The following is a 26,760-nucleotide window of genomic DNA, read 5'->3' as shown; positions in this document are numbered from 1 at the left end:
ATTCGACACCGAGCAGCCAGGAACCGACCGCGGCGCGTATTCCGGCCAGCAGCGTGCGGGCCAGGACGAGGTCACCGTCCACCCGTTCTCCCACCACGAACGACGGTGCCGCCGAGGCGTGCATGGCCGCACCGACCGCGTCCTTGACGAGCTCCTTTCCCTTGTCGGCCGTTTCGGGCCTTTCCTCCGGCTGTGGAATGGAGAAGGCCTCGCGCGATGGTGGCTGCGATTTGCCGCCCGGCGCCGCCGCGACGCCGGGCGAGGAGCCGGCCGGCGGCCCAGCGGTGGCAGCAGGTTGGACCCGTGGGACCTCCGATGGCGGCACCACCGCGGGGCGGGCCGGCGCGGAGGGATTGGGCGCCGATGGGGATACCGTCGGATTCGTCGGTGCGGACGGGGTGGCAGGGGCCGGAGCACCGGTGGTCGGGGCAGCGGCGACCGGTGGCGGCACGACCGCCGGAACGGCCGGGTCGGATGTGGGATCGGTGGGCGTGGAGAGCCCGCCGGCCAGGGCCGAATCGAGGCGGTCGGCAGCCGATGGTTTCGTGGTGTCCGTCGCGCCGGAGCGTTCACCGGTCTTGTCGCCGAACTCCGCCGTGTTCCGGTGCGCCGCTTCGGTCGAACCGGACTCCGACGACCGGTCTTCGGCAGCGCTGTCCGACTCCGCGGTATTCGATCCGGAACGCGCCGGTGCGGCGGCGTCGTCGCCCGCGGGCGATTGGTCCACCTGTCGACCGTCCGCCGCCGGTCCCGCGGTACTCGGCCCGGCGTTACCCGGTCCGGCGTTGCCCGGTCCGGCATTGCTCGGTCCGGCATTGCTCGGCCCGGCAGCGCTCGGCTCCGGGGCACTCGGCTCGGCGGGGGCCGGACCGGCGGGACCGGGGGCAACCGGATCGAACGGAGTGGATTGATCCGATTCGATCGGCGCGCCGATACCACGGTTCGGAAGCTCGGGAAACAAAGGCAGGTCGCCTAGGTCGACAACGGGTATGTCGGGCAGACCTATCGGTATGTCCCACAGGGGGAACTGCGGGATGCTCATACCCGGGGGCATCCCCGCGGGCATGAACGGACCCCAACCCGGAAGGAACGGCAACGGCCGATGCTGCGGGCCGGGACCGAAATGACGTCGGCCGCCCGGACCCGACGGCGTATGGACCGGAACATTCGGCAACGGTCCCGTGACCTTCCACGGGCCCGGCTGCCCCAGGGCGTGGGCGATATCGTCGAGTTGGGGCAGTCCTTGCGGCCCGAGCGAGCCCAATGCGGCCGAGATGATCTCGGCCACCTCCTCCCGCGCCTCGCTCAAGATCCGCTCCCGGGTGGCCGCATCGGCGGCGGCTTCGGCCTCGTCGTCGGTCTCCCCGTCGCCGTTGTTGTCGCCTTCGGTCTCGGAGTGGATCCTGGCCGTGGCATCGGCGACGACATCGAGTATCCGATTACGGGTGCGACGCACCAGATCGGCGAAGGTGTCGAAAGTATCGGCCGCGGCATTGAGGGCATCGGCGAAACGCTGCGGATAGTGTTGCAGCATCGCCATGGCGTCGCGCACCGGCCCCAGGGCGGCGGATTCGACCACCAGATCGTCGAAAGTCCGCAATGCCTGCGGGGCGTCCAGCACGTTCAGCGCCTCCGCGCCCTCGCGCGCGGCATCCGCGAGAGCGCTCCACGCCCCCGGCGCTGTTTCCGGCCAGTTGTCGCCGACTATCTTGTCCCAATACGGGCTCTGTTGCTCGGGTGGCGGCATTGATCGGCCGGCTCAGACCTCGGCGGTGCGTACGACGGCCTCACCGTCGATATCGGCGTTCCGGAGAACGTTTATGCCGACCGTGGCGGCCTGTTTCGTCACCCCTGCCTGCGAGGCGGCTTCCGACAGGCCGTTCTCGAAGGTGGTACGGATCCAGCTCAACTTCGCGCTGAGCGCGCGGCCCAGCGGCGAGTCGTCCCGAGCGTTCAACACGAAACTTTCGACCACCGTATCGCTTTGTCCGGTCACCGAGCTGATCGCGGTGCTGAACCTGCCCGCCGCCGCCAGCGCTTCGTGGTGGTCTTTGATGTGAACCATATCGGCTCCTGCTTTCGGTTGAGGTTACTCGGTCAAATCGCTCGACTGCCGAACTCCGCGTCCTCCATGGCCCGGTAGGACGCCTCGGTCGGCAGACCGAACGCGTCGATGGTGTAGGGGCGGTTCCCCTTCTCCTCCATCTCCTTGCGCAACCCGAGTCGAGACTTCATATGCGCCAGCTTGGCCACCTTCACGATCTCCGAACCCAGCCAGGCGTCACCGTTGTCACGGGCCTCGTCGGTGATGTGCAGGCCCACGATCTCGCCATCACGGTCACACGCCACCCCGACCGTGTGGTCGGGGTTGAAGACCTCGTAGATCTTCGGTGCGGGCTCGGTGGCGGGGGTCGCCTCGGCGTCGACATCCACGTCGAAGTCCGGATCGAAATCGTCGTAGTCATTGGTCATCGGATGATCTCCCTATGTGGTGTGCCGCTCCTCGGCAAGCTATCCGCCATCCGCGGCGAAGGTCTCGGCGAGTGTCGACCACGCCCCGTCCCCAATGGTCATGATGTGGTCCAACTGCCAGAACCGCGGCCCCAGATACATCTCCCCGATACCGCCGGGGGCGATATCGAGATGGTCGGGTCCGTCCGTGGTGGCGTTCATGGAAATAGTGGTGACCGGGGGCTTTCCATCGTCCACGCTGATGATCGACCCACCACCGCCCGGGATGAAGCTCTTCTTGCATCGCGGGCTCGAGCCGATGGCGATATCGGCGCTGTTGGTCGTGAGGGTGACCTCCGGATTGAGCAGCAACTGCATGGCCCAGGAGCGCGCGGCCAGTTCTGGACGATCGCCGTTGACGGCGATCACCAGCGAACCCGCCAGGTCGACGACCAGCAAGGCCTCGGTGGCCGTGATACCGACCACCACCAACCGACCGGGCCCGTCCGCGGGCGGCGGCAGGTCATCGGCCGCGAGGGTGGTGGAATCACTCCCGATACCCCCGTTGGTCGCGGGATACATGGTGATCGCGCCCGTCGCCACCTGCACCGTATACGCCACCGGGGGACTCAGCGATGTGCTCCCGAGCGCGGTCAACCGGCTGAGCCCTTCCTCGTGCAGCCAGCGAACCGCATCCGCGGCGGTCACCTCACTGTCGGCGACCGCGGCATCGCTCATGACGGGGCCCCCGTGACACCGGCCCGGAGGACCGGCCCGACCTCTTCGATGTCATCGTCCTCGTCGAAGTCGTCGACCACCCCGGCCACGGCAGGGCGGGCCGGTTCCTCCTCGGCGGCACCGGGTTCCTCGACCACGGCGGTATCCATGATCACCTGGTACTGACGGGCCGCGTCCGAGGTGCTCTCCCGGATCGCCGCCATGATCTCGGCCGACAGTTCCTCGCTGGTGAAACGGTCCGCGGTCCCCGGCGCCAGATACAGGTTGGTGAGCCGACCCATGGCGTCCACCTCGGGGATCACCAGACCGCTCGGCGAAGGCCGGCGGGCGCGGACCGCGTCGATGCGTTCGCGCATATCGGCGATGCGGTGGCGAAGTTCGCGGGCGGCGTCGAGCGCGGCCTGCACGTCGGGGTGGATATTGCTCATGCGGAACCTCCGGAACGAGTCGGAGCCTGATTATTGGTGGGGGCCGGGGTCGGCGATGTCACCGTCGGGGCGATCGTCGGCCGTTCGCCGATCACGGGCTCGGTGTGCGGGGTGTCGTCGACGTACATGAGGCGATCGGGATGCCAGGCCACCACCCGATTGCGTTCACCGCCTCCTCCCGCACCCTGGCCGGCGCCGGCCATACCCGGAGCCATCGGCATATAGGGCATCCCCGCCATGCCGGGGCCACGACTGCCGGCGCTGTTTCCGGGCGAAGCGGCCACCGGCTCCACCGCCGCCGCGCGCGGCGCGGCGCCGAGCCCGGTGTTTGCACCCACGCTCGTGGCCAACGGCATCGCCGACACCGAGTAGCCGTCGACCTGCGAAGGATTCGGCACACTGGTATTGCCGATATCGCCGATCGACGGTATCCCACCCGCCGGCGACGATCCGATCGAGGGTATGCCGTAGTTCTCCAGTCCGTAATCGTCGTAGTAGTCGTCGAAGTCGTCGTCCGACAACGTCTCGTTGAGCGGCAGGCCGTTCATGCCCATCCCCATCATGCTCATGAGGGTGGGCAGCATCTGCGCCAGCATGCTGGAATCGCCGGAACCCGACGAGCCCGCGGCCGCGGCGTTGCTCGCGGTCGCCGTACCGGCCTCCTCGGCCGCGGTGGCACCGGTTTCCGCCGTGTAACCGCTGATCGTCTCGGCCGACCGCGCGTTCTGTTCCTGGAACTTCGCCAGCGCGGCCTGTACCCCCACCTCATCCTTGGAGCGCATGGCCCGCGCGAGCTGTTTGCGGGCGGCGATGATCTCCTCAGGGGTGGGATGCTTCGATTTCGCCTTGGTGAAGGCATGACCGTAGGCGTCGGCGCTATCGGCGAGTTCGTTCAGCGCCTCGCTCAACTGATCGAGCCATCCGCGATACTTCGTGAACTTCTGAGCCGCATCGCTGCCCACCGGCGTCCAATGCTGCAAACGTGCACCGGCGCGGTCCATTTCACTGGTCACATCCGTGAAAGCACCGCCGGTGAACGAGCGGACGGAGTCGGCGAACCGATGCGCGGGTCCCGGCCCGGGTCCGCTGTGCAGCTGCTGCGCGAAGACCAGCGGATCGCCGGTGGTGCTGGTCATACTGCTCAACTGCGTGGGCACCCGCCGATAACCCATGCGCTCCACGACGGGAACCGGGTTGGCCATTTCCTGGCCGCCACCCGCCTTCGCGACCCGCTGGGCCGCATTCCCGTCGACGCGCGAGTAGTCGACCGCCGCGGCGCCCACGTGATGGGCCATCTGCTGCACCTTGTTCAGCACCCCCACCACACCGTTGAACAAGCCCTCCGCATGCGCGTTGAGCCGCGGCACCGTCTGAGCGGAGATCGGATCGGCACCCGCGGGCAGCACCCACTGACGCGGCAGGGCGGCGCCCGTCGTCCGAGCCATATTCGCCGCATTGGCGGCCACCGAGGCGAGCTCACTCAGATCGACATTCAGCTCCGGCACTGTCTCCTCCTCTCACCCATCACACCACTCATGCCGATGCGACCATGGGCGAAGCGTCCGCCGCCGGTGTCGCGGGCTGGTCGGAGACCCCGGTGGCCATCTGCTCACCCGGCTGCGGGACCGCCTCGATGCCCTTCGGCCGCCGGAAACCGGCGAATGCTCCGAAGTTTCCTCCACTATCGCTCATTTCCGGAGCGAAGGGCCTCAGCTCACCGTTGACCACGACTTCGAGCGTTCCGGTCTCCGGGGGACCGAACACCACCAGGATCGCGGTACGAGTGCCGTCATCACTGGCGGATTCGGGTTTCTTCCCCTTCTCGGTCGGGGCACTGACGACGAAATCGGGCCCGGCCTCCGCCTTGCTCTGCTCGGATGTCTCGGCGGGCACGGGATCCCAGACCACGACATCGCCGGTCATCAGTTCGAGTGTATCGATCGGTTCGATCTCCTTCGCGTCCGTCCACATGGCCGGGGTACCGGCGTATGCCTCCTGGGCATCGGTGCCCTTCTTGTTCGCGAACGCTTTGGTAAGACCCTCGTACACCTCGTTGCACACCCACTGCTGACGCCCGTCCCCGAAATCGAAGAGCCTGCCCTTCTTGTCGTCCGGGTTCTGCGGCGGAATCGCACCGGTGGGCGCGGAGGTGCCGGAGGACGAGGTGGAGGGCGAGGGGGTCGTATGCGCGGCCTGTTGGGCGGCTGCGTTCTGGTTGGACCACGGGGTGGTGTTGGTCGGAGCCGGAGTGGTCGGCGGAGCGGGAGGCGTGAGCGCTTGCTCGTAGCGGGACGGGTCGAGGTCCTCCTGTCGGGCCGCCATATTGCCCTCGGCCATCCTCCGCATCACATCCTGCATCATCATCGAGTTCACCAGAGGACCCATATCCGAGAGGGGATTCATCCCCGGCATCCCGGACATATTCGCTCCAGGAATATTTGATCCAGGCATATTTGCCCCGAGATCATTCGATCCGGGAATATTCGATCCAGGCGTATTTACTCCGGGAAGGTCGGGTGTATTCGTCTGATTCAGATCGGGCTTGGACGCATCCTCGAGGTCCTTGATCCTGTCCCGCCACTCGGAGTCTTTGGTGGGATCGATATCTTTGGGGTCGTATCCATTGACCTTGGACGGATCATCGATGACGTTGTTGCCGTTGTTGTTGGGGTTCAGCCTGGCCCATGTATTCGGGTCGTACTGGTTCAGATGGTTCTGCCCGACCTGGTTCGCCAGATCCTGTGCAGCTTTCTGGTCCTTGCTCAGCTGTTCTTCTTGTTTTGCCAGCTGCTGCGCGAGCTTTTCGTTGCTCGCGTTGTCCATCTCGATCTTCTCGGTCATCTCGTCGAGCGCACCGGCCATCGCCATCAGAAACGCACCATTCGATCCGTCGCTGGCGTTCTGCACCCAATGGTTCATTTTTTCGATGAAATCGGCGATGTATGTCCGGCCGGCTTCCGTGATCTTCTCCACCTCGGTGACCACCATCGCCACGTTTCTCTGGCCGGCGTCGAGCCGCTGCGTCTTTTGCTTGATGTCGTTGACCGTGACGTTGTACGCGCCGGCCAAATCGCTGGCGCCGATCTTGAGGTCTTTGTCCGATGCCCGCAGGGTGGGTACCGGCTCCAGGTTCAGCGTGCGATCGGCCTTGGGATCTTTCATGATCTTTTCGGGATCACCGTACAGATCGTAATTCTCGACCACGGTGGAGGCGACGGAATTGGTGTTGCCACCGTGCCATTCGGCGAGCGTCGGATGAATGGACTTCGGCTGGAGCAGGAACCCATCGCCGTCGTCGGTGATACCGGGCGTCTCGACGAACGGCTCTTTCCCCAACTTCGACCCCGCGGCGCCGGCCCCCACCCAGAGCAAATCCAGTGCGATCGTGTCCTGCGTACCCGGTTTCTTCTTTTCACCCCCACCCTCGTCACCACCGAAGAAGTTCCCGATACCTTCGGTGATGTCGTCGAAGAGGACCGCACCGGTCGATGTAAGGGCCGCCAGAAGTGCCGGGCCTCGACCCTGCCACAAATGCAGGTTTTCACCCTGCTGGAACAGTTCTTTCAGCTTCGTTTTTCTGTCATGCGCCGCCTTGACCTTGTCGACATTCGGCCCGGCGCCCCTGTAGGGCAGCTTCTCCGCTTTGAGATTCTTCCGAGCCTCTCGACGCGCCAAAGCCTTCTGGCGAAATTCCACTTTGGCCGAATCGAGCTCTCCTTTCTTGTCATCTATTTCCTTCTGCTGCGCTCTCCTATCTGTCCATCCTCTCTTTTTCGGAGCGGAAGTAAGTTTGTCTAAATCACTTTTCGTTTTCCGCATTTTCTCGAATGTGGATTTCAAATCATCGTGAGCCCCTTTGAATGCATTGGCGGCATCCAACTGCTTCTGCGATTTCTTCGCCCAATCCGCGGTGGGTTTCGTCAGCCCCTGGGCCGCGCGATGTGTGACGCCCCCGACCAAGCCGCCCACCACCGCGCCTTTCATCCAGTTTTCAGGGGAGTTGCCATTCACCATCCCCTCGGCGATCGCGCCCCCCAACGCACTGGCGAACGCACCTCTTAACGCCCCACCTCGACCGGCAACAAGTGTAGTCACAGCCACGTCGGTGACTGCGGCGGTGAGTATATCGGTTGCACCCATGGGCAGCCCCTACGCTGAGGTCACGGCGTTCATCGCGCCGGACTGATCAACAGATACGGACGCCGATGACGAATTCTCGGCCTCCGCTTCCTTTTCGATACCTTTCGGATGCCGGAAACCGGCGAAGGCGCCGAATCGGCCCTTCTCATCGTCCATATCCTCGGCGAACGGCTTCAGCTCACCATCGATCACGGCCTCGAGTGTTCCGCTATCCCAGGAACCGAACCTCACCAGAATCGCGGTGCGAACACCTTCCCCGTTCTTTCCGGGCGACTCGGCGGGCCCGGAAGCCCAGACCGCGACATCGCCGGTCATCAGCTCGAACGCGTCGGCCGGTCGGCCGATATCTCTCGAATCCGTCCACATGGCAGGGGTATTGGCGTAGGCCTCCCGGGCATCGGTGTCCCTCTTGTTGTCGAAGGCCTTGTCCAATGCCATGGCCACCATGACGGACACCTCCTGGGTGCGTCCGTCCGGAAAAGTGTACGTAAAGGGAGAACGCGGATCCATCGCGCTCTTCCCGGTGACCGGTGTGAGTTCCGACTGTGTGTTTCCCGTGGCGGAGACCGCCCGCACGGGAGCCGCGGATGTCGTCTGGTTCGCTTGGGGCGTCTGCGTCTGATTCGTGGTCGGAGCCGAGGATTGGGTCGGCGCCGTGTTCGCGGCCGGAATACGCTGCCCCTGACGCGGGTCGCCCTCTCGGGCGCTCCGGTTCGTACCCTGGTTCTCCGGACGCTGCTGCTGTTGTCCGTTCATCAGAGCCTGCATAACCGCCGGTAGCGTCATCTGTTGAAGAGCGGAATCGGTTGCGCCGCTTGTCGTCACCTGTTGGGCCGGAGTGTTCATCGACGTCGCGATCCGGTTTCCGGACGATCCGCCGAGAGCGGTATCGCCGGTGGTGGAAACCGAACTGTTCGCCCCCGTCGAATCCTTCGCGACCGTCGAATCCTCGGCGACCGTCGAGTCCTTGGCCTCTTGCGCCTTTTCGACTCCTTGCGGCGTCGTCTGCTGCGTCCGGTCGGTTTTGTTCCCATTCCACGACTGCGGCGTCGCGACCTGCTGGGTGTTCCCGGTTGTCGTGTTCGTCGGCTGATACGGGTATCCGGTCGGATAGACACCACCGTTGTTGGTGTTGTTACCGGTATCCGTGGATACGGGGTCCGACTTCTTGTCGCCGGTCGTCTTCTCGTTGCCGTCCGACTTGTTCTGGCCATTGGGCACTTTCTTGGCCAACTCCTCGAACTGCTCGGCGTAGTACTGGACAACGGAAGCCCCGGTGTCGGCCGCGGATTCCGCAAGAGCGAACACGTAGTTGTCCTCGGAGAGCTGCTCGGCATTGAGTTTCGTCTCGTCGAAGAAGAAAGTGCCTTCCTTTTCGAAGGTGGCCGTGAGCTCGGCTATCGCATCTATATTAAGGGGATGAACTTTGGCGAACTCGGTCAGAGATTTGATCGATCCCCCGACAATCTGCTGCCCCTCCGCCGATAATTCCGCACTCCTGTTGTCTATCTGAGCGATACGACTCTCGTCCTCTTTCATATCCTCCAGGGCCGTGCGTAGGTATTGCACCCGCTGCACATAGTTCTCGATATTCGCGGCCTCTTCCCCGGAGATATCGCTTACCTTCACATTCTTGGGCTTTTCCGCCTCCGATTTGCCCCCTTTTCCGAACAGCTCCCAGTGCCTGGCGTACATATCGGGCAGCCTCTTGTATTCCTGCTGCACCGCTGACGAGAGAGTCAACCCGTCGGGCAGTTTCGTCGGATCGGGCATGAAAACGACCGGCATACCGGTCGGGGCCGCATCCCCTTCGATGGGAATTACCGGGATCTGCCCCAACGTGGACTTATTGTTCCCTCCCGACTCGGACATGGCCTTGTGGTATCCCACACCGGTGCTCAAGCCGGTCAGCACCATACCGGTGTAGAGCTTCCATGGCGGTACATGAGCCGCCCCGAACTTCACAGGAATGTCGTGTGTAAATCGCCCGCTCTTGTTGAACGCCAACTTGGCGGCGGGAGCACCTGTCGTATTTCTGGCGAGCTCGATGGATTTTTTGGCGAAGATGGCACCTTTGACGCCGCTACCGACACCACCGAAAGCACCACCGATCGCACCATTCATGGCGGCAGAGGCGACTTCGCCCATGTCTTTTCCATCGGCCAGCGCCACGAGGCCGCCGACGATCCCCCCGACAAGCGCCCCGCCAGGCGGGCCGCCCAGCATGAACCCGACCACACCTGCGCCGGCCACACCTGCGACGGAGACGACCGTGTCCTTGAGAAGATCCCCGAGAAGACCCATGGGTCACCTACCGGGCGAAGTGTTGATACCGGCCACCACTATCCACCCGCCATTCGTACCGTCGGCGAACACCGCCGGTCGGCCACCCCGGCGATCGCGTACCGGCAGCCGACCATGCGTGTGACTTCCTTCCTGACGTGATCATTGTCAAGGATTCCCAGCACGGGGAAGCACCCAATCGGGCGCACGAGTCAAGATAGGGGTCTCGAGTTCGACCCGTCGTGTACGAATTGCCTTGGCCGCCCCCATCCCGAAAGGCGGATAACCGAAGCAGGAGGAAGTATCGGATGAGCCTCCGCTGCCCGAGGTTATCGATGCCGTGCTCCCTATCGCCCCCCTCACTCACCGCGGCTCGTGGTAGCGGTGGGGACACTCACCGAAACATGGCCGGCCCTTCTCGACGTCGAGGGCACCCGAGCTCGCGTAACCGCCACACGAATAGCGAAGGGCACCGCTCACACATCCCCAGGCCGCCCGGTGCGTGGCAACGGGTGTCGCGAACGGCCGGGAGGGTCGAGCTTGTATGGGTTACCGATAAATCGCCCGGCAACGCCCCAGGGGCGATACGAGTGCAGGAAGGTGGGTCTTATGTCGGCTACCGATACAGCTGAAGCCGATTCGTGGGATCCGCTGCGGTGGTATCCGGATACCATCGTCCAACGCTGGCGGTCCTGGCTCGGCGCCCGACCCTGGCGACGCAGGGCGCTGTGGACGGCTGTGGCGCTGTTCGCGCTCATCGTCTTTCCCGGTGTCGTCGGCGCCGCGGCAATGGCGCAGACGAGTAGTGGCGTCTCACAGATCGACGGACTCAGCTGGATGAACGTTCGCGATTCCGATGGCGTCCCATTGACCTCCTACATATTCGCCTCGGACAAAGGCGGCGTGTTCAACCCTGAGAACACGGTGTTGTGGTCGGTCATCAGCATCGAGTTCGTCGGATACATCGCCATTGTCACCACGGGCATCTGGTCTGTGACCTTCGTCTTCAGCTTCCAATGGCTCGATATGTTCGGCAAGGCGTTCACCGGTGTCGCCGATGCGCTGACCCGGCAGATCGCCACGCCCATCGTGTTGATCACCACGGCAACCATCGGGGCGGTCTTCGTGGGCGTGTTCATCGCACGCGGCTTCCATGCCAAGGCCGCGGTTCAGATCGTGACAATGCTGTCGGTCGCCGTACTCGGCCCGTTCTTCCTGGCCGAGCCGTTGGAGGATGTGCTGTCCTCCGACGGTTTGCTCACCAAGGGCCGCGATGTGGGGCTGTCGGTCGCCGCGGGCCTGAACGGGAACGGTCATCCGAACCCGCAGCAGCTGGTGACGGTCATCCAGCACCAGCTCGCCGATAATTTCGGCCGCAAGGCGGTGCAGGTGTGGAACTTCGGTCATGTGGTCGACTACAACGCGGCGTGCGAGAGCGCCTGGACCTCGAGTGTCCTGTCCGGCAAGGACGACGAGGTCAAGAAGGCGATGGAAAGCTGCGGCGACAGTGCCGCGTACGCCAAGACGCAGGATCCGACGGCCGGCCAGATCGGCACCGGGTTGATGCTCTTGGTCTGCGCCACCCTGTTGTTGGCATTCGCGGTCTACCTCGGCCTGCGGATCACGAAAGCCGCGCTGGATGCGATCTATCACGCCTTCATGGCGATTTTCGGTTTCGCCGCGGGGGGTTTCGTATACGGCCCCACCCAGACCTTCCTGGTCCGCAATCTGGTCGACAGTTTCGTGGCGGCGGCCCGGATGACGGCGAACACCATCTTCCTCGGCGTATACGTGCTGGTCATGGGAAATCTGTTCAGCCAGGCCCGCGATCAGGTGATGGCGGTGATCGTCATCGCCTGTGCGGTGGAGATCATCGCGATCTCGCAGATACGCCGGCTCAACAGCAGCCTGGACAAAGGTAACAACTGGGTGGCCAACCGCTTCGCGCTCGCCATTCAGGGCCAGCCGACCGGCCGGAGTGGCGCCGCGCTGGGGGCCGGCGGAGGCGGCGGAGGCGGCGGCGGAGGCGGCGGCGGTGCTGGCTTGATCACCCATCTGGCCGCGCTCAATACGCTCAACTCCTCGCCGCTTGTCGGCTGGCTCGCCATGCGCACGCTCAACCCGCTGAGCCCAATGGCGCGAGGCCGGAAGAAGAACGAACTGACGAATGCCGAGACTGCCGACTCGCGTTTGGAGACATACCTCTGGAGCTCATTGAGTCGAGAGAACTGGCGGCAGAAAGCCCTGGAGCGTGCGGAGAAGTGGGGAGGAATGACCGAGGCCCTGGGTATCGCCAATGCTCTCGACGGTCTCGGCGACAGCCGTGCTCCGGACCATATGATGAACTCCATCCTGCTCGCCACCGGCGGCAGCGAGACGATGGTGACCCAGGCATTGCGCGCCACCGCTGTGCAGAAGGGCACCACGTCGCCGAACCCCTACGGCTTTCTACCACTGCAAAAAGCGCTCGCCGCGGCCCGCGCCGTGGAAAACCACTCCGATCCTGGGACCCAGGAACCCGCCCGGCGCGCCTTCGCCGCTCAGGCGGTGGTCGCCTCGGACAACTTCCTCAGGCATACCAATGCCCCCATGCCCGGTGCGACCCTCGACCACAATTTCATCAACCGCGTCCGGCAGAACTGGGATTCCGATCTCGCACTGCGCCAAGCCATCACACCCGACGAGTGGAACAATGTCGACCGCAATACGCGGTGGGCGATCGGCCACGAGCTGGCAACCGCACACAACAAGGCCGCACACAATTACTACAAAAACCCCACTCCCACCAGCCGCCGCGAACTGATGAAGTGGACCACTCGAATCGCCAACCTCGACCACCTGGATCCGACGATGGGCCTGGATCCCTGGGATCCGTAGAATCCGGCCGGCGTGCGTGCCGACGCACCGGTTCCGGTGGCATCGGCACGCACGCCCGAACTACCGGGTCAGACCGCTCGGGCCGCCTGGAAGCTGGAGGGCAGGCTCGTGGTGGTCACCGTGCGTCCCGGCCGCGGGGCGTGGACACACTGGCCGTTTCCGATGTAGATCATCACGTGGCCGGGGGCGCCGGCGCCCTTGAAACTGCTCGACGGGAAGATGAGATCTCCCGGTTGGATATTCTGCGGATGTATCTTGGGCAACGCCTGGTACTGCGCAGCGGCCACACGAGGGACATTGCGGCCCGCGGACCGGGCCGCGTATTGCACGAGCCCCGAGCAGTCGAAACCGCCCGGTCCCTCGGCGCCCCAGATATACGGTTTGCCGATCTGCGCCAGTGCGGTGCGCAACAGCTGTTGCGCGGCCGTGGAGCCACCCGCCACCGTCTGCCCGCCGGGTGCCTGTTGTCCGGCGAGGTTGTACAGGTACTGGTTGGCCAACCGATTGATCGCGGCGGCGGTGTCGGTGGACTTGGCCTGCCCACCGGAGACGATCCGATGTGCCTTGCGTAGCGCGGTGGACAGGATCTGCCGGACCTTCTGATGGCCTTGCTTGGTGTAGGCATACGGCCCCAACTCGGCCAATTCGACATTGACCTCCCGGATCAGGGATACCACGGCCTTCTTGTCGATCTTGTTCGAACCGGCCAATCCGGTGGTGTAGGCGGCGAGCTGATTGTCGAGATTGTTGAACGCGCTCGCGGCATTGGCCTGGAACAGTCGTTGCGCTTTCACCGCCGTGGCGGTGCGGCCGGACCCTTTCGTCTCCCCGAGTTCTTCTCGCAGCTTTTTGGCCTGCGGGTTCTTGGGCTCGCCGTCCCCGTACACATCGGCCATCCGGTTCAATGCCTCGAGCGCCTGCTGCTCGTCCGGTGCCAGCCCCACTCCGGTCGCCGGCTGCGTCCCGGGTGTCGCCGCGGTGGATTGCGGCTCGGCCTGCTGCCCCCCGCCCCCACCGAGCAGACCGGCCAATGCCGTGCCCAGCAACGGCAACATACTCGTCCCCGCGCTCGACGCCGCCGGAACCAGGTCCGCCACCATATCCGGATCCACCAGCGGCTCCGGAGCTTTCGTCGGTAGTGGGCCGGAGGTGCGCACATCCGGCATACCGGTCTGTGACGGTTCACCGGATATGGCAGGCGCGCCGGCAATCGATGGGGCAGCCATCGGGTGTGCGGTCGATAGGGGCGTTACCGTACCCGGCGAAGTGGACACCGAACCTGGTGCCGGAGCGGTCCCCGACGGAGCCGAGGCAACCGGCGTGACGGAGGTGGCGGGTGTCGAGTGACCGACCGGCGCGACCGGAATCTGTCCAGGATTGGGGAGACCGTCCCCTCGCCGCCGTTCCCCCGGGCGCCGGACCGCACTCGTCGCATCCGTCTCATCGGCGGGGGTGTCGATCTCCGCTTCGATGGCCGATGGCCCGATCTCGGCACTTGTCATCTTCCACCACCCAATACGCGTTTGATCAGAACATCCCGACGCTCCGGAATCGACATGCGGACGAGCCCGTCTCCACCCGGCTCGCCGGTCACCATCTCCCGCGCCCCGATCGCAACACCGACACGCCCCGCCCCGTCCCGACCGTACTCCCAGAAGACGAGGTCCCCCGGCGATACGGCGGACGTTGCGACCCGCAGACCGCAGTACCCCTGCCGTTCGACTGTCACCGGCAAGAGCACCGCCTCCATCGAATCGGTCGGGTTACCGCATTCGCTCGGTGTCGTACTCGAATCGGTCGGGGCACGCAGAACGATGCACTGGTTGCTCAGGGGGGCCGTCGAGGCCGCATAGATCAGATCGCGTGCCATCATCACCGCATCGCCGGTGCCGTTTTCGAGGTATTGCATCCCGAGTTGTCGCGCGCACTCGACAGCCACCCCGGTATTCGGCTGCCGGAGAATGCCCGCCCCCTGGTACGGCGCGTATCTCATCGCGGAGATACAGGCCAGGTCGCGATCGGTGACGTTGGGATCGTCGGGGTCCAGTATCACCGCCGCGTACGGATTCGTACTCGGTAATACCGTCGAGGACGGAGCAGACATCGGCTCCGGATCGTCTGGGGTGGTGGTCGGCGTAACCGTGACCGATGGGTCGGGGCCGAGCGCTGCCTCACATTGGTTCCGGTAGTCGGTCGCACCGTGGGAGAACTCGTTTCCCAGCGCGGCGAACGGCCCGAACAGACAACACCCACACGCCAACAGCAATGCCACCAATACGATGGTGGCCCGTGTCTTGCCGGACTCGCCCGTGGACATGGCTCGATACGCCCGCCGCTACGACGGTTCGGGAGAGACGGACAACGCACCGGTATCGGTCCGGGCGACGAGGAGTTTCCTGTTCACCGGACCGCCTCCGGCTCCCGATGTTCCGACCGACCGCCGCCGGTCGGCGTGCTGGTGATGGCCGCGGCCCGGTCCAGCCGGGCCGGGCCCAGCACCTTACCGCGGCCGATCCGGTTCAACGCGTCCCGCATGAACATCTCCCCACGTCGCTCCTCCGGAACCTGACGCCCCGGTCCGATAGGAGGTGAGGTCTCCTCCCTCAGAATCGACAGCAGGAACGGGGCCTCCTCCAAATCCACACCGAGCCATTCGAGGCTGTTGCGGGCGAGAGTTTCGTCGCGCTGTCGGAAGACGAATCGGTTCGGGATCAGATTGTGGGCCGCCCCCTGGAAGTCGGTGGCCGGATCGTGCGAGGCCAAACCGATGGCGGCCAGGTGCTTTCGACCGTCCCGGCTGAAATCCGACGTGACGGCGGCGCCGACCTGGGTCTGGGTGAAGTGGTGCGCCTCGTCACCGACCAGGAGTCCGAAGCGCCCATTGTCGGACAGGAATGCCTCGCGGGCCGCGACGCCCACGAGTTCGTACAGCGCGGTGCCGAGTCGTTTCGTCAGCGGCAACCGGTTGTACAGATGCGGGGTGGTGAGCTCCTCGGCGCTCGGCAGGGCGAGTTTGTGGCTGCGGACCACGGTGGCGGCGGCATCGAGCCGCAGCGGCGGCAGATTCGGGTCGAACAGCACCGGCATACGTTCGGCGATGGAACCCAGACGCGATGCCAGATCGGCATATTCCTCGAGGGAGCCGGGCTCGTCACGCAGTCGACAGACGACCCGGTACAGGTCGAGCATGCTGCGAATATTGTGTTGGGCCACGCCCTTCGGCGACAGCAATCCGCTGATCGCGGCGCCGGCGCCGGAAGTCGGCGACAGATCCAGCAGCGGTAGGATCGAGTCGAGCGCGCGTTCACCGGCCACTCGGGGATCGAACAACCGCAACGGGTCCAGCGATACCGATGGATTGGCCAGGTCGATGATCACCGCGTCGTCGATCGCGGACGCGAAATGCTCCCATTCCCCTACTTGACTGCGGTCGATGGCGAGGAATTGGCCACCCATATCGTGGACCAGCACGGCGATCAGCTTCAGGAAGTACGACTTACCCGAACCGAGTTCGCCGGTGACCGCGAACGAGGCCGACAGGTCGTGGAACGCGGCCTCCATGATGCCGAAGTGGATCGGCTCGAAATTGCCGGACAGCAGGTTGATCCCGATGACCGGGCCGCTGTCGTCGCCGATCTGGCTGGTGGTGAACGGTACGAATCCGGCCCACATATCCGATGGCACGATATGCGCGAAATCGTCGAATGCCCGGCGATGCGGACTGCCCGGAACCAACATCGACCACAGGTCGACCTGGGCGCCCACAGGCGCGGTCATCTCCACCTGGAATCGCTTGTAGCGGCGACGCAGCGTGTTCACCGCGTCCATGGTCGCTTCCTGGGTGGGACCGCCGACCGCGATAACAGTGGTGAACGAAACTTCCGATTCACCGCCGTTTATCTCGAAATGCTGGTTGTACTCGCCCAGCATCTGGGCCTTGGACATAAGTGTGTTCTGCGCGAACGACACCTCTTGGTCGCGCTGGTCCATCTGCTCGCCCAGCCGGCGCAGGTTCACCTCATTGTTCTTCAGCACCACCTCGGCCGGTTTGGTGGAGATGCGCATCCCCCAGTCGACGGTGACCTCGCCGAGGCCTTCGATAACCGTCAGGAACTCGCTGCCACCGGGAAAGACCATCCCGGCGTAGGGGAACGAGCGCGGAGTGAGCATGGCCTGGTACGACGGGCGGTAACCGGAATCCGGCTGCACGATCTTGATGACCGGCACGAACGACGGCCGCAGCCGACGATTGCTGTCGGTGCGAGCGCCTTCGTCGAGCGCGGCCGATCGAAAGACCGCCGCCGTCGCGTCGTCGAGCGCACCCGCTCGGGTGGGCGCGACAGGATCGTTCACGGCACCGCGTGCCAGATAGTGCTCCCACAGCCACTGGAACAGGGCCGCGGGCACCGGCGTCGGGTCGAAATCGTCTCCGATGCGGGACAGGATCTCGTTCGCCTCGTCCTCATATTTGTCCAGTTCCGCCCGCGACAGCGCCGCCGCGTCGATAGCGGGGGTGCTGCCCCGCCACATGCGCGACAGCGCCGATATGCCGGGATTGGCGGTCCCCACCGGAAACGACAGCAAGAAGAGCCGGGTATGCGGCGCGATGGCCCGAATGCGTTCGAAGGAGGCCACCACCTCGTCGGCGTAGTCTTCGCATTCGTCCAGGTCCACGCCCTCTACCATCTTGCTCAGCACATCGATGGTGTTCTGGCGCGCCTGGATGCCGAGCAACAGAGAACCGTTGGGCAGGTTGTTGATCAGCGAGTGATGTGCCAGCTTCACATCGAATTTGTCACTCGCCTTGCGCAGGCCGTAGCCGAGCGGATTGATGAAATATGTCGCGGTGACCAGACCCGAATGGGTGAACTGCAGGTGGCCACGAATGGCCGCGGTGGGCTGTAGATCTCGGTTGAACCCCATCAGCGCCCCTCTCCGGTTGTCGGTCGCATCCCGTTACCGTTGGTTATGGCCCGCCAACCCGACGAGGCGATGGCTTTCAACGCGGGACCGTCCGTCGCGGGTTCGGCGCGACCGCGAGCGAATATGTCTTGGAACATACCGCGTGACTGCTCGGGCTTCTCCGGCTCGGATCTGGTGGCGGGATCGCGATCCGGCAGGATGAGTACAACTGTTTCCTCGATGAACGAGGTGAGCCGACCCGATTCCGGTGTGACCGGCATACCGGAGGCGGAAACCGGCCTCGGGTCGAAGATCAATCGGGCCAACCACCACACCCTGGAGGTCAACCGGATTCCCGTGTAGGGGATCAACCCCAGCAGGAAGGTGATCACCACGGTGAGGACCACCCCGATGAGGAAGGTGACGGCAGGATTGATCGGCAGGGTCAACGCACACGTCGCGGTGAGCAACAGACCGCCGGCCACACCGGCGACCTGTGGCAGAGTGTACGGTCCGAACGGCAGTTTCTGCCCGTTCTGGGCCTTGCCGATCACGGTGGGGACACGTTTGACCGGCGTGAAGACCTTGACGACCTGCGCCTGTGTCATCGATAGCTACCGACCGGGTGATCGGGAACGATGGTGTTGGCGTCGCTACGGGCGTAATTGACGAGAGTGGGCAGCATCCAGAACAGCACCGCCGCCAGGATGGCCGATCCGGCGACGCCGAGGATCTTTCCCGGCGACAGCTTGGATTTCGCGGCCTCGGAGATGAGTACACCCATGCTGATAATGGTGATGAGAATCAGTCCCGCCCAACGGACGAAGACCAGCACTCCATACAGGATATTGCTCAAATTGCTCATGGGGCTGCCTCTTCTGTTCTCAGTTCTGGGTGGCCGGTGGTATCTCGACCGCCGTGGTGGGTGTTGTCGTGGGCGAACCGGCGGTCTGTCCCGGTGCGCCGCTCTGTGCGTCGACCACCGCAAGGGGATTCGACAGCGCCGGTATGGGATCGATGGACCGCACCTGCCATTGCCCTTCCCCACGCGCCATGGTCAACGGGTACGCCAATGAAGGCACGACGCTGCCACCGGCCTTGGGCGTAACGGTCGCGAGCACGCGGGCACTGGAACCGCTCGTACCGCAAGCGGAATCGTCGGCGGTGATGGTCACGGTGGTCAGACTGTTGTACGGCGCGGGAACGAGAGGCGTGATACCGGAATCGACGGTGACATAGCGGGTCACATCACCGGAACCGGTGAGGTAGGCGGTGAGGAATCCGGTGGCGACCTGCGCCAAGGGGGTGTCCTCGGCGCACGGCGCGGAATAGGCCTGCGCGAGATCCGGCCCGATAGCGGGGGGTTCGACCGCCGCGGGCAGCGCCAGCGCGCGCAGTCGCCCCTCCGAGACCAGCACCGGCACTCGGTAGTAATGACGCTCCGAATGCGGCCCGGCGCGCCCGGACCGCACCGAAACGGTTATCGACCACACCTCGACCGAACCACTGTTCATGCTCCGGGTGGTGTACACGACGAGCGGATCGCTCACCTGCTGCGCGACCTTCGGCAGAGTTATGCGCTCGGCGCCGGCGACGAACCGGGACAGCCGATCCTTCTGTGCCGAGGTCGCCCCCAGATAGGTGACGACGAAATCCTGGGCGAACGATTCCGCCAAACGCGCGTGGCCCAGGGTGACGATGGTCGATTCATCGCCGGGCGGCACCGGATCGCTGGAGAATATACTGAACACCGCATGCCCGCCGCCGAGTACGGCCAAGGCGGCCAGCACTCCGACCACGATATTGTCCCGACGACGACGTGCGGCCATTCGGCGAAGCAACGCCTCGCCCGAATCTGCGCGTCCGCCGGCCCCGGTCCTCACCCTCGAAATGGTAGAGAGCGCTATGGTCCCCCCCGACCAGGTTATTCCCACACATGGGGAGCGATCAGTGCACGGGACTACCGCGTAACCGTCCGGACAGCCGGTACCGCAGTTGATCGTCGTAGCCGATCGGCGTCTCCGTTCGGGCCGGGGTGAGATCCACGGGGTCCGGCTCCACCACCGGGGTGTCCTCCGCCGCGCGGACCAGTTGGGCGATTGCGAGTTCGCGCGTGGAGAAACCGGGATAGGGGTACAGCAGTAGCGAGGTCGGGGTGTACCCGCCGTTGTAGTTCAGCGCCCGCACGGTCACCCCCGCGGTATCACCGGATCGGATGCGTTCGGCGAGCTCGATCAGTCGGATTCGATCGTCTGGATGGAAAACGTCGACGGGACGAAACAGGTAGTCCCACCGGATCCACGGCGCGGGATCGGTGAGCCAGTGCGAGATGCTGGTGTGCGCCAACTGCACCACGGCGATGTAATTGCCCGCGCGACGATGCGCTTCCCGCAGTCCCACGCTCTCCAATGTCGGCCAGATTTCGGGGGCGTTGTCGGAGGTGATGTCCTCGATCAACCACCACGCGCCCCGGGTGCGGTTGTCGTCACGGGCTCGCATGCTGATGCGCCATTGCGTGGCGCGCCCCGCCGCATGCGTGATCGACACCTCGAATTGAAGCTTCTCCCCCGGTTCTGGGCTGTAGAGAAGGTCGAGCACCTCGGCATGGCGGTCGAATGCCGTGATCCGATGAAAGAACTCGGCGATGGACGTCCGGGGCACATACTCCTCGGGCGCGATGCCCGAGAGTCGGGTGATACCACTCGGTTGTTGAATGGTTTGGCTGTCCAGATCCCAGATGGCGCCGACCGCGGCCGGCCGAGGCGGCGCCTGGGCCGTCTCCGGCCCGGCCCAGAACTGCACGGCGTGGACATCGCCGGCGGGCCCGAACACCGGGCGAATCATGAGCCGGTGCGGCCCGGATGCGGTGGGAATCTCGGAGTCGACATCTTCCGCCCGATCAATGGCGGTGCGGATGATCTCGATGAGATCGCGGGTGGTGAGCCCGTCGTAGAGGGCGGGCGTCTTCGCGAGCTGGCGCTGCAGCACCCGACGCCAGTCGGCGAAACCCCGCGCCTCATCTCCCACGGAGACAACCGAAAAACCTTCCGGCGCCAATGCTTCGACCGTCACCCAGGGGATCACCGCGCCACTTCTCTCGTCGCATGCGTCTGTCCAGCCATCCGTGGTCTTCGCCCCGTACACGCTAAAGACCGCAAGTGCAATGTACCGTTGGACAGCGGTACGCTCAACAATGAACCCAAGATGCTCGCCGGACCGTTCGAACAGCTAATCCGAGCAGGTCGAGTCCACATTCCGTCACGCGCAACGGCGGCCACGATGTAACCATCGGGAACACAATATCTTTCACGTCCATCCCACTGAACAGGGGATGCGCCCAAGGCGAACGAACCTCTCTCGCCACCCGAACCATCAGCCGTCGGCAAATATTCGGCTACCCGCCGGATGCGGCACCGACAGAAGTGAAATCAGCTCTCCAGAGCCGTCAGGGCCAGCACACCGGCGCCGGCCAACAGACCCACATCACCCAGGTCGGACGGAACGGCTCGCAACCCCGGAAGAAAACTGAGGCGCGCATGCATGGCTATCGCATTGTTGAGCGGCTTCCACAACGAGGTACCCGCCTGCGACAAGGGACCACCGATCACCACGCGATCGAGATCCAGCAGGGCCGCCACCGAAGTGATGGCGGTACCAAGCGCCTTCCCTGCCCGCTCCAACGCCGCCACCGGCACCGACTCACCCTGCTCCGCGGCCGACACCAACGCCGACAACGAGGCGCCGCCCCAGCCCTGACCATTGGCCCAACGCACCAGGGCAGCACCTCCCGCGACCGCTTCCAGACAGCCACGCCCCCCGCAGGAGCAGGGCTCGTCGAAGCCCGGCACCAGCACATGGCCGATCTGACCAGCGTTACCGGTACGACCGACCAGCACGAATCCGCCGACCATCACCCCACCCACGATGCGGTCCTCGACCAAGATCGACAGCGAGTCCAAAACCTCGCGGGTGCCACCGAAATGGCGTTCGGCCAGCGACAGACAGACACCGTCGAGCCCCAGACGCACCTCGGCCTGCGGAAACAGCCCACTCAGCGATTCCACCAAGGGGAATCCGGCCTGCCATTCCAGCACCTCGGGAGGCGCCACCACCCCCGAGGCCATGTCTATCGGACCACTCGAGGCGACCCCCACACTGGTCACCTCCCGGCCGGCCGCAATGTCGAGCAGTAGCTCGCGGCACCGCTCCCACGCTTGGCGCTCGGGAACCGGTATCGCCTGCACCCCCTCCGGACCGACGTTATCGGCGATCTCTATGGCGGCGAACCGGCTCGGACCGATCTCCAGCGCGAGAATCGTCATCTATACACCCACCAGTACTAGTCGCTCCAGAAACAACGCCCGCGAGTCAGAGCCCACCTGTTCCGGTCGGGCGCAACGGACGTCCGAGCACGATATGTCGTTGCGGCACGGTTGTCACCGGCTGGTTGGGAAGCGGCCGGCGACCATTGCGGATAATGCGAAGCGGCCGTTTGTGATCCACCGGAACGGTACGGTGCCGATCCAGGTTCTCGATGACGTTTCCGGAATTGTCGTAGGCGACACCCGCCCAGATCATGGCTCGGGGCCCGTCCCCGCGCGCGATGAGCGTCTGCACCAGTTGACGGCACTGCGCGATGAGCGGGCAGCTATTGCAGGTACGAACCGCCGACTGCCAGGCCTCCGGAGTGCCCGTGTCCAGGTCCCAACTGTCCGGCAGGTCCGCACACGGGGGGCGCTGTGTCGATTTGACGGGAAGGGCCGCGACTTCCGGTGCGTGTACCGAAACCTTCCTGTGGGCAATGGAACCCGTTGCGCGCGAACGAATCTGCATAGTGCGCATAGCCATCTCCGGAACTGCCGAGGGCACGACCGAATGATCGGTGCGATACCCGTTGGTCGGGAGGTTCGTCAGGGCTGCTCGACAGTCCCCGGAAAAGCAGCCGATGTTAGCTGCACCACGCACGGTAGCTCACAGCCGACGGCCGAGCAACTGCCCTTACCGTTACGTAACGGTCTGTTGACCTGCGAAACGGACGTTTTGACCACTGGTTAACGGTTCATTCCTTTACGACCCGTTTATCTATGGCACAGATTATGGTTTCCTATACGTATGCCTGGAGAATCCGAGTACACGATCGACGAGCTGGCGCGGGCCGCCGAAACCACCGTGCGCAGTGTCCGCGTGTACCACGAACGGGGGCTCTTACCGTCCCCCGAGGTGCGTGGACGGATCGGGTACTACGGAACCGACCATCTCAATCGACTGCAGACGATCAGCCGGCTGCTCGGTCGGGGCATGAAGCTGAACGGGATCAAGGAACTGCTCGCCGCCTGGGACCGCGGAGACGGGCTGGCCGAGGTCCTCGGGGTCACCGACACCTCCGCCAATGGTTCGGCGGATCGGTCGGCCGCCAACGGGACCGCGAAGAAATCCGACGAGAACTCCGCGCCGTCGGAAACGGGCCCCACTATCGGCAAACCCCGGCCCCAACCGGAACTGCCGGACTACATACAGCAGGCGCTGGCCTCCGACAGCGATCCGTTCGAGGTGTATCGGATCACCAATCCGCGCTGCTGCGATCTGGCGACCCGCCTGACGGACGCCGGCCTCCCCCCGCAGGAGACCTTCCAACTGGTCGAACGTCTCCGGGCCGACTGCGACCGTATCGCCGACAACTATGCGAGCGAGCTCTTCCATGTTCTGGCAGGGAAGAACTACGAACAGTCCGAGGGCACCCCCAAGGACCGCACCAAACTGGAAACCGAACTGGCCATCGCCCGGCTGATCGCCACCCGGGCCGCGTCGGAGCTGATCGACCAGGCGTTCGGCCGCTACGCCGAGCTACCGACGGCGGCACTGGCAACCCGGGAGAAACAGGCCTCCGGCCAGTCCGGCCAGTAGCGAAATCCCTCTATGCCCCCTCGGGCACCCGCCCCACCTCGAGACCTCGAAAAGGTGTCGGGGTGACAGGATTTGAACCTGCGACCTTCCGCTCCCAAAGCGGATGCGCTACCAAGCTGCGCTACACCCCGTGACTTCGCCCGGGGCCACCAGGCGAGCGTGCCGCGTACGAGCGGGTGACGGGAATCGAACCCGCACCATCAGCTTGGAAGGCTGAGGTTCTACCATTGAACTACACCCGCAGGCATACGACACCGATGGGATCGCCACGATGTCGTCTGCATGAGCGACTGTACCCAATCACACTTTCCCAACGCCAATCAACCCCCTGCCTGTCGTGATGACGTCACGATCGGCCCTTGTGAACCGCTGCCGCGATGCGAACGCCAATCGGGTGGCACACAAGTGGTTCGACCGTGCTCGGACGGAGCCGGCATCCCTCCGAAGAGCGAGAACTTGTTGCAGATCGGGGTTATTGGGGTTCGATCCGCTTGCTACCATCGTCGTGCTGGAGCGGGGTAGCTGGAAAGGGGGCGGTGAGCGTGCACCCGAACAAGGTGGACCATCCGCATTGCAGTGGTGAGGCCGGGGCCCTACTCGGCAACCGTTCGGGCGGCGGCCGACCATACGACACCATCTGTCCGAGGTGATGGGCATGGGCACCGGCACCACCCCACCCGTCCGCGAGACCGCCAGAACATGGGCGATCGCCGCATGTACCCAAGCCGGCACCACCGCCCACCCGAAGGACATCGAACCTGTTCTCGCCGAGATCATCGAGCGATTGCTGGAGCTCGCAGCCTTCGAGCCTTTCCCGATCCTTCCGGCGCGCCGGTTGGGTGCGCGACTGTGCGCCGATCCGTGTGCGCGGATCCGAATGCTGGCGCTGTCCACCCGCACCCTGCTCGGCTTTCCCGCCGGCCCTCGGGGCTCCCTGGTGGCCACCCGATGGCCGCTGGTGGCCAGTCAGGCCATCGACAGCTACGCCCAGGCCCTGCAGGAGCGGGCCCTGGCGGAGGCGCTGGCAAAACAGGAACAGGACCTGTCGGCTGCGGTATCGCAGCGGGTTCAGGAGATCACCGCGCTCCAGCACCGGTTACGACACGAGGCCACCCACGACGCGCTCACCGACCTGGCCAACCGCACCCTGCTGCGGGACCGGGTCCGGTTGATGGCCGGCAACCCGAACCGTGGGGTCGGGTTGCTGGTGGTGGATCTGGACCGGTTCAAACAGATCAACGACGGCTACGGCCACGCGGTCGGTGACGAGGTGCTGGTGGAACTGGCCGCCCGACTGCGGAAGGTGTGTCCGCCCGATGCCGTGGTCTGTCGGTACGGCGGGGACGAATTCGTCCTGGCGGTCAACTCGACCCACGATGTGGACGAACTGGCCCGCCGCGTCGTGACCGTCCTGAACGATCCGGTGTGGTCCACGGTGGGCCCGGTTCCGGTATCGGCGAGTGTGGGCACCGCCTGCGCACCACCGGGTACGCCGTGTGATCTGGAAAATCTGCTACGTCGCGCCGATCAGGCGATGTACGCGGCGAAAACGGCGGGCGGGCGGCGGTTCGTGCCGGCCGAGGACGAGGAGGTTCCGGCCGTCGCCGGCTGAAAGGAGAAGCCGGCGCGCGGCCCGGACGGGCCCGAATCGCCGTGAACGAACCGGTTCACTTCGGTTGGCAGACCGGGCACCAGAAGAGGTTTCGTCCCTCCAGCACCGAATGGGCCACCGGGGTCGCACAGATCCGGCAGGGCTCCCCCATCCGCCGATAGACGTAGGTGCGTGGGCGGTCCGGCGCGTACGAGGGTGCGCCGTGATCGTGTTCGGGCCGCACGACGTGCATCTTGCCGCGCCGCACCCCCACCCGCATGAGCTCCACCAGATCCGACCAGATCGCCGCCCACTCCTCGGCACTCATCGCGGCGCCCGGCCGCGCGGGAGAGATCCCGTGCCGGAACAGCACTTCCGCCCGATAGACATTGCCGACACCGGCCACGACGCGCTGGTCCATCAACAGCGAGCCGATCGACCGACGGGAGCGGTGGATCCGCCACCAGGCGCGGTCGGGGTCGGCGTCGCCGCGCAACGGGTCCGGGCCGAGCCGATCGATCAGCGCGGCGACCTCGGGCGGGGTGAGGATCTCGCAGGTATTGGGTCCGCGCAGATCGGCGCCGAAGCCGATGCCGTCGCGTCCGGTGCCGTACATCCGCATCCGCACCTGTCCGACCGGCTCACCCATTGGCAGCGTCGACTCCGTGAAGGTGCCGTACAACCCGAGATGGATGTGCACGGTCAGATCCGACTCGTATTCGTGCAGCAGATGTTTACCCCACGCCTGCGCCCGCACCAGCACCCGCCCGTCCACCCGGGCGGCGCCGGAGGCGAACTTGCCCTGCGGGCTGGACACCCGCACCACCCCACCGGCCAGCCGCCGCTGATGCAGCCGCGCCAGGCGGTGCAGGGTATGACCTTCCGGCACCGTCGACGACCGCTCGACTATTCGGCGGGCAGCGCCGGGGGTTGACCGGTCTTCTCGTATTCGGCGAGGATATCGATGCGCCGCTGGTGCCGCTCCTCCCCCGACCAGGGGGTGGAGATGAAGGCATCCACAATGGCCAGCGCTTCCTCGGTGGAGTGCATCCGGCCGCCGATACCGATCAGCTGGGCGTTGTTGTGTTCCCGGGCCAATTTGGCGGTTTCCACGCTCCAGGCCAGCGCGCAGCGGGCGCCGGGCACCTTGTTGGCGGCAATCTGTTCGCCGTTGCCGCTACCCCCGAAGACCAGCCCCAGGCTGCCCGGGTCGGCGACAGTGCGCCGCGCCGCCTCGATGCAGAAGGCCGGGTAGTCGTCGAGGGCGTCGTAGACGAGGGCGCCGCAGTCGACGACCTCGTGACCGGCCTGTTCCAGATGGGCCTTGACGGCGTTCTTCAGTTCGAAACCGGCATGATCGGCACCGAGATATACGCGCATGGGTGCGATTGTGTCAGGCGGCCGAACCTGCCCTCGAGCCGGGCGGGTGCCCTGCATTCCGAATCG

Annotated in this window: 22 protein-coding genes, 2 tRNA genes and 1 pseudogene; 4 read left to right on the top strand and 21 right to left on the bottom strand. The window is 65.0% G+C overall.

From position 1 onward, the window contains the following. From ON32_RS06090 to ON32_RS06055, 8 genes and pseudogenes are all read right to left on the bottom strand, one after another. Positions 1-1,747, bottom strand: a pseudogene (locus ON32_RS06090) (hypothetical protein); the annotation flags it as partial. A 12-nt stretch (positions 1,748-1,759) separates the two neighbouring features. Then, a complete protein-coding gene (locus ON32_RS06085) occupies positions 1,760-2,065 on the bottom strand; it encodes a hypothetical protein (RefSeq protein WP_040789433.1) in 306 nt (101 codons plus the stop codon). A gap of 32 nt (positions 2,066-2,097) precedes the next feature. Continuing rightward, positions 2,098-2,472: a hypothetical protein gene (locus ON32_RS06080; protein WP_051132919.1), complete on the bottom strand. Its 375-nt coding sequence runs from the start codon at positions 2,470-2,472 to the stop codon at positions 2,098-2,100. Positions 2,473-2,511: 39 nt separating this feature from the next. Continuing rightward, complete coding sequence (locus tag ON32_RS06075) at positions 2,512-3,189, bottom strand: hypothetical protein (protein ID WP_040789432.1); 678 nt, start codon at positions 3,187-3,189, stop codon at positions 2,512-2,514. Then, positions 3,186-3,617: a YbaB/EbfC family nucleoid-associated protein gene (locus tag ON32_RS06070; protein ID WP_245550835.1), complete on the bottom strand. Its 432-nt coding sequence runs from the start codon at positions 3,615-3,617 to the stop codon at positions 3,186-3,188. Before ON32_RS06070 ends, ON32_RS06075 begins: the two co-directional genes overlap by 4 nt. Next, positions 3,614-5,122 carry a PPE domain-containing protein gene (locus ON32_RS06065; RefSeq protein ID WP_040789430.1) on the bottom strand — a complete coding sequence of 503 codons (1,509 nt, stop codon included), beginning with the start codon at positions 5,120-5,122 and terminating at the stop codon, positions 3,614-3,616. The genes ON32_RS06070 and ON32_RS06065 overlap by 4 nt, the downstream gene beginning before the upstream one ends. 28 nt (positions 5,123-5,150) lie before the next feature. Beyond that, on the bottom strand, positions 5,151-7,757 hold the full coding sequence (locus ON32_RS06060) for a hypothetical protein (protein ID WP_157224097.1): 2,607 nt from the start codon (positions 7,755-7,757) through the stop codon (positions 5,151-5,153). A gap of 9 nt (positions 7,758-7,766) precedes the next feature. Beyond that, entirely contained in the window at positions 7,767-9,530 is a 1,764-nt protein-coding gene (locus tag ON32_RS06055; protein WP_169331591.1) for a hypothetical protein, read from the bottom strand. Between the two features lie 171 nt (positions 9,531-9,701). Here ON32_RS06055 and ON32_RS28730 point away from each other — a divergent pair, with 171 nt between their 5' ends. Both ON32_RS28730 and ON32_RS06050 read left to right on the top strand, forming a co-directional pair. After that, positions 9,702-10,202: a hypothetical protein gene (locus ON32_RS28730; RefSeq protein WP_157224095.1), complete on the top strand. Its 501-nt coding sequence runs from the start codon at positions 9,702-9,704 to the stop codon at positions 10,200-10,202. Positions 10,203-10,649: 447 nt separating this feature from the next. After that, positions 10,650-12,917, top strand: coding sequence for a hypothetical protein (locus tag ON32_RS06050; protein ID WP_040789423.1), 2,268 nt, complete (start codon positions 10,650-10,652; stop codon positions 12,915-12,917). A 68-nt stretch (positions 12,918-12,985) separates the two neighbouring features. On the opposite strand, the gene ON32_RS26890 is transcribed toward ON32_RS06050, so the two are convergent. The 9 genes from ON32_RS26890 to ON32_RS26885 all read right to left on the bottom strand — a co-directional run bounded on the left by ON32_RS26890 (position 12,986) and on the right by ON32_RS26885 (position 22,661). Further along, positions 12,986-14,143, bottom strand: coding sequence for a C40 family peptidase (locus tag ON32_RS26890; protein ID WP_051132918.1), 1,158 nt, complete (start codon positions 14,141-14,143; stop codon positions 12,986-12,988). A gap of 272 nt (positions 14,144-14,415) precedes the next feature. After that, positions 14,416-15,234: a hypothetical protein gene (locus ON32_RS06040; protein ID WP_040789421.1), complete on the bottom strand. Its 819-nt coding sequence runs from the start codon at positions 15,232-15,234 to the stop codon at positions 14,416-14,418. Between the two features lie 83 nt (positions 15,235-15,317). Continuing rightward, complete coding sequence (locus tag ON32_RS06035) at positions 15,318-17,840, bottom strand: ATP-binding protein (RefSeq protein ID WP_040789418.1); 2,523 nt, start codon at positions 17,838-17,840, stop codon at positions 15,318-15,320. Next, positions 17,840-18,427: a hypothetical protein gene (locus ON32_RS06030; RefSeq protein ID WP_174361600.1), complete on the bottom strand. Its 588-nt coding sequence runs from the start codon at positions 18,425-18,427 to the stop codon at positions 17,840-17,842. The genes ON32_RS06035 and ON32_RS06030 overlap by 1 nt, the downstream gene beginning before the upstream one ends. Then, on the bottom strand, positions 18,424-18,684 hold the full coding sequence (locus tag ON32_RS06025; protein ID WP_040789416.1) for a hypothetical protein: 261 nt from the start codon (positions 18,682-18,684) through the stop codon (positions 18,424-18,426). The genes ON32_RS06030 and ON32_RS06025 overlap by 4 nt, the downstream gene beginning before the upstream one ends. Positions 18,685-18,703: 19 nt before the next feature. Then, entirely contained in the window at positions 18,704-19,702 is a 999-nt protein-coding gene (locus ON32_RS06020; protein WP_245550833.1) for a conjugal transfer protein, read from the bottom strand. Positions 19,703-19,766: 64 nt separating this feature from the next. Then, entirely contained in the window at positions 19,767-20,891 is a 1,125-nt protein-coding gene (locus ON32_RS06015) for a GAF domain-containing protein (RefSeq protein WP_040789448.1), read from the bottom strand. Between the two features lie 356 nt (positions 20,892-21,247). Continuing rightward, positions 21,248-22,141 (bottom strand): ROK family protein, encoded by an 894-nt coding sequence (locus tag ON32_RS06010; protein WP_040789412.1) that lies wholly within the window; start codon positions 22,139-22,141, stop codon positions 21,248-21,250. Positions 22,142-22,187: 46 nt separating this feature from the next. Next, complete coding sequence (locus tag ON32_RS26885) at positions 22,188-22,661, bottom strand: hypothetical protein (RefSeq protein WP_051132916.1); 474 nt, start codon at positions 22,659-22,661, stop codon at positions 22,188-22,190. Positions 22,662-22,931: 270 nt separating this feature from the next. Between ON32_RS26885 and ON32_RS06000 the strand changes: the two genes are divergently transcribed. Further along, positions 22,932-23,723, top strand: a complete 792-nt coding sequence (locus ON32_RS06000) for a MerR family transcriptional regulator (RefSeq protein WP_051132915.1) — start codon at positions 22,932-22,934, stop codon at positions 23,721-23,723. A gap of 57 nt (positions 23,724-23,780) precedes the next feature. On the opposite strand, the gene ON32_RS05995 is transcribed toward ON32_RS06000, so the two are convergent. Together ON32_RS05995 and ON32_RS05990 are read right to left on the bottom strand one after the other, a co-directional pair. Then, positions 23,781-23,854, bottom strand: a tRNA-Pro gene (locus tag ON32_RS05995). 40 nt (positions 23,855-23,894) lie between these two features. After that, positions 23,895-23,965, bottom strand: a tRNA-Gly gene (locus ON32_RS05990). Between the two features lie 413 nt (positions 23,966-24,378). Here ON32_RS05990 and ON32_RS05985 point away from each other — a divergent pair. Continuing rightward, complete coding sequence (locus tag ON32_RS05985) at positions 24,379-25,335, top strand: GGDEF domain-containing protein (RefSeq protein WP_040789410.1); 957 nt, start codon at positions 24,379-24,381, stop codon at positions 25,333-25,335. Positions 25,336-25,390: 55 nt separating this feature from the next. On the opposite strand, the gene ON32_RS05980 is transcribed toward ON32_RS05985, so the two are convergent. Beyond that, a complete protein-coding gene (locus tag ON32_RS05980) occupies positions 25,391-26,203 on the bottom strand; it encodes an Fpg/Nei family DNA glycosylase (protein ID WP_040789408.1) in 813 nt (270 codons plus the stop codon). Between the two features lie 17 nt (positions 26,204-26,220). Then, a complete protein-coding gene (locus ON32_RS05975) occupies positions 26,221-26,694 on the bottom strand; it encodes a ribose-5-phosphate isomerase (protein ID WP_040789406.1) in 474 nt (157 codons plus the stop codon). Between the last annotated feature and the right edge of the window lie 66 nt (positions 26,695-26,760).

This window comes from Nocardia paucivorans NBRC 100373 (genome assembly GCF_000308675.1).
Lineage (GTDB): Bacteria > Actinomycetota > Actinomycetes > Mycobacteriales > Mycobacteriaceae > Nocardia > Nocardia paucivorans.
This window is presented reverse-complemented; position numbering and strand designations above follow the sequence as displayed.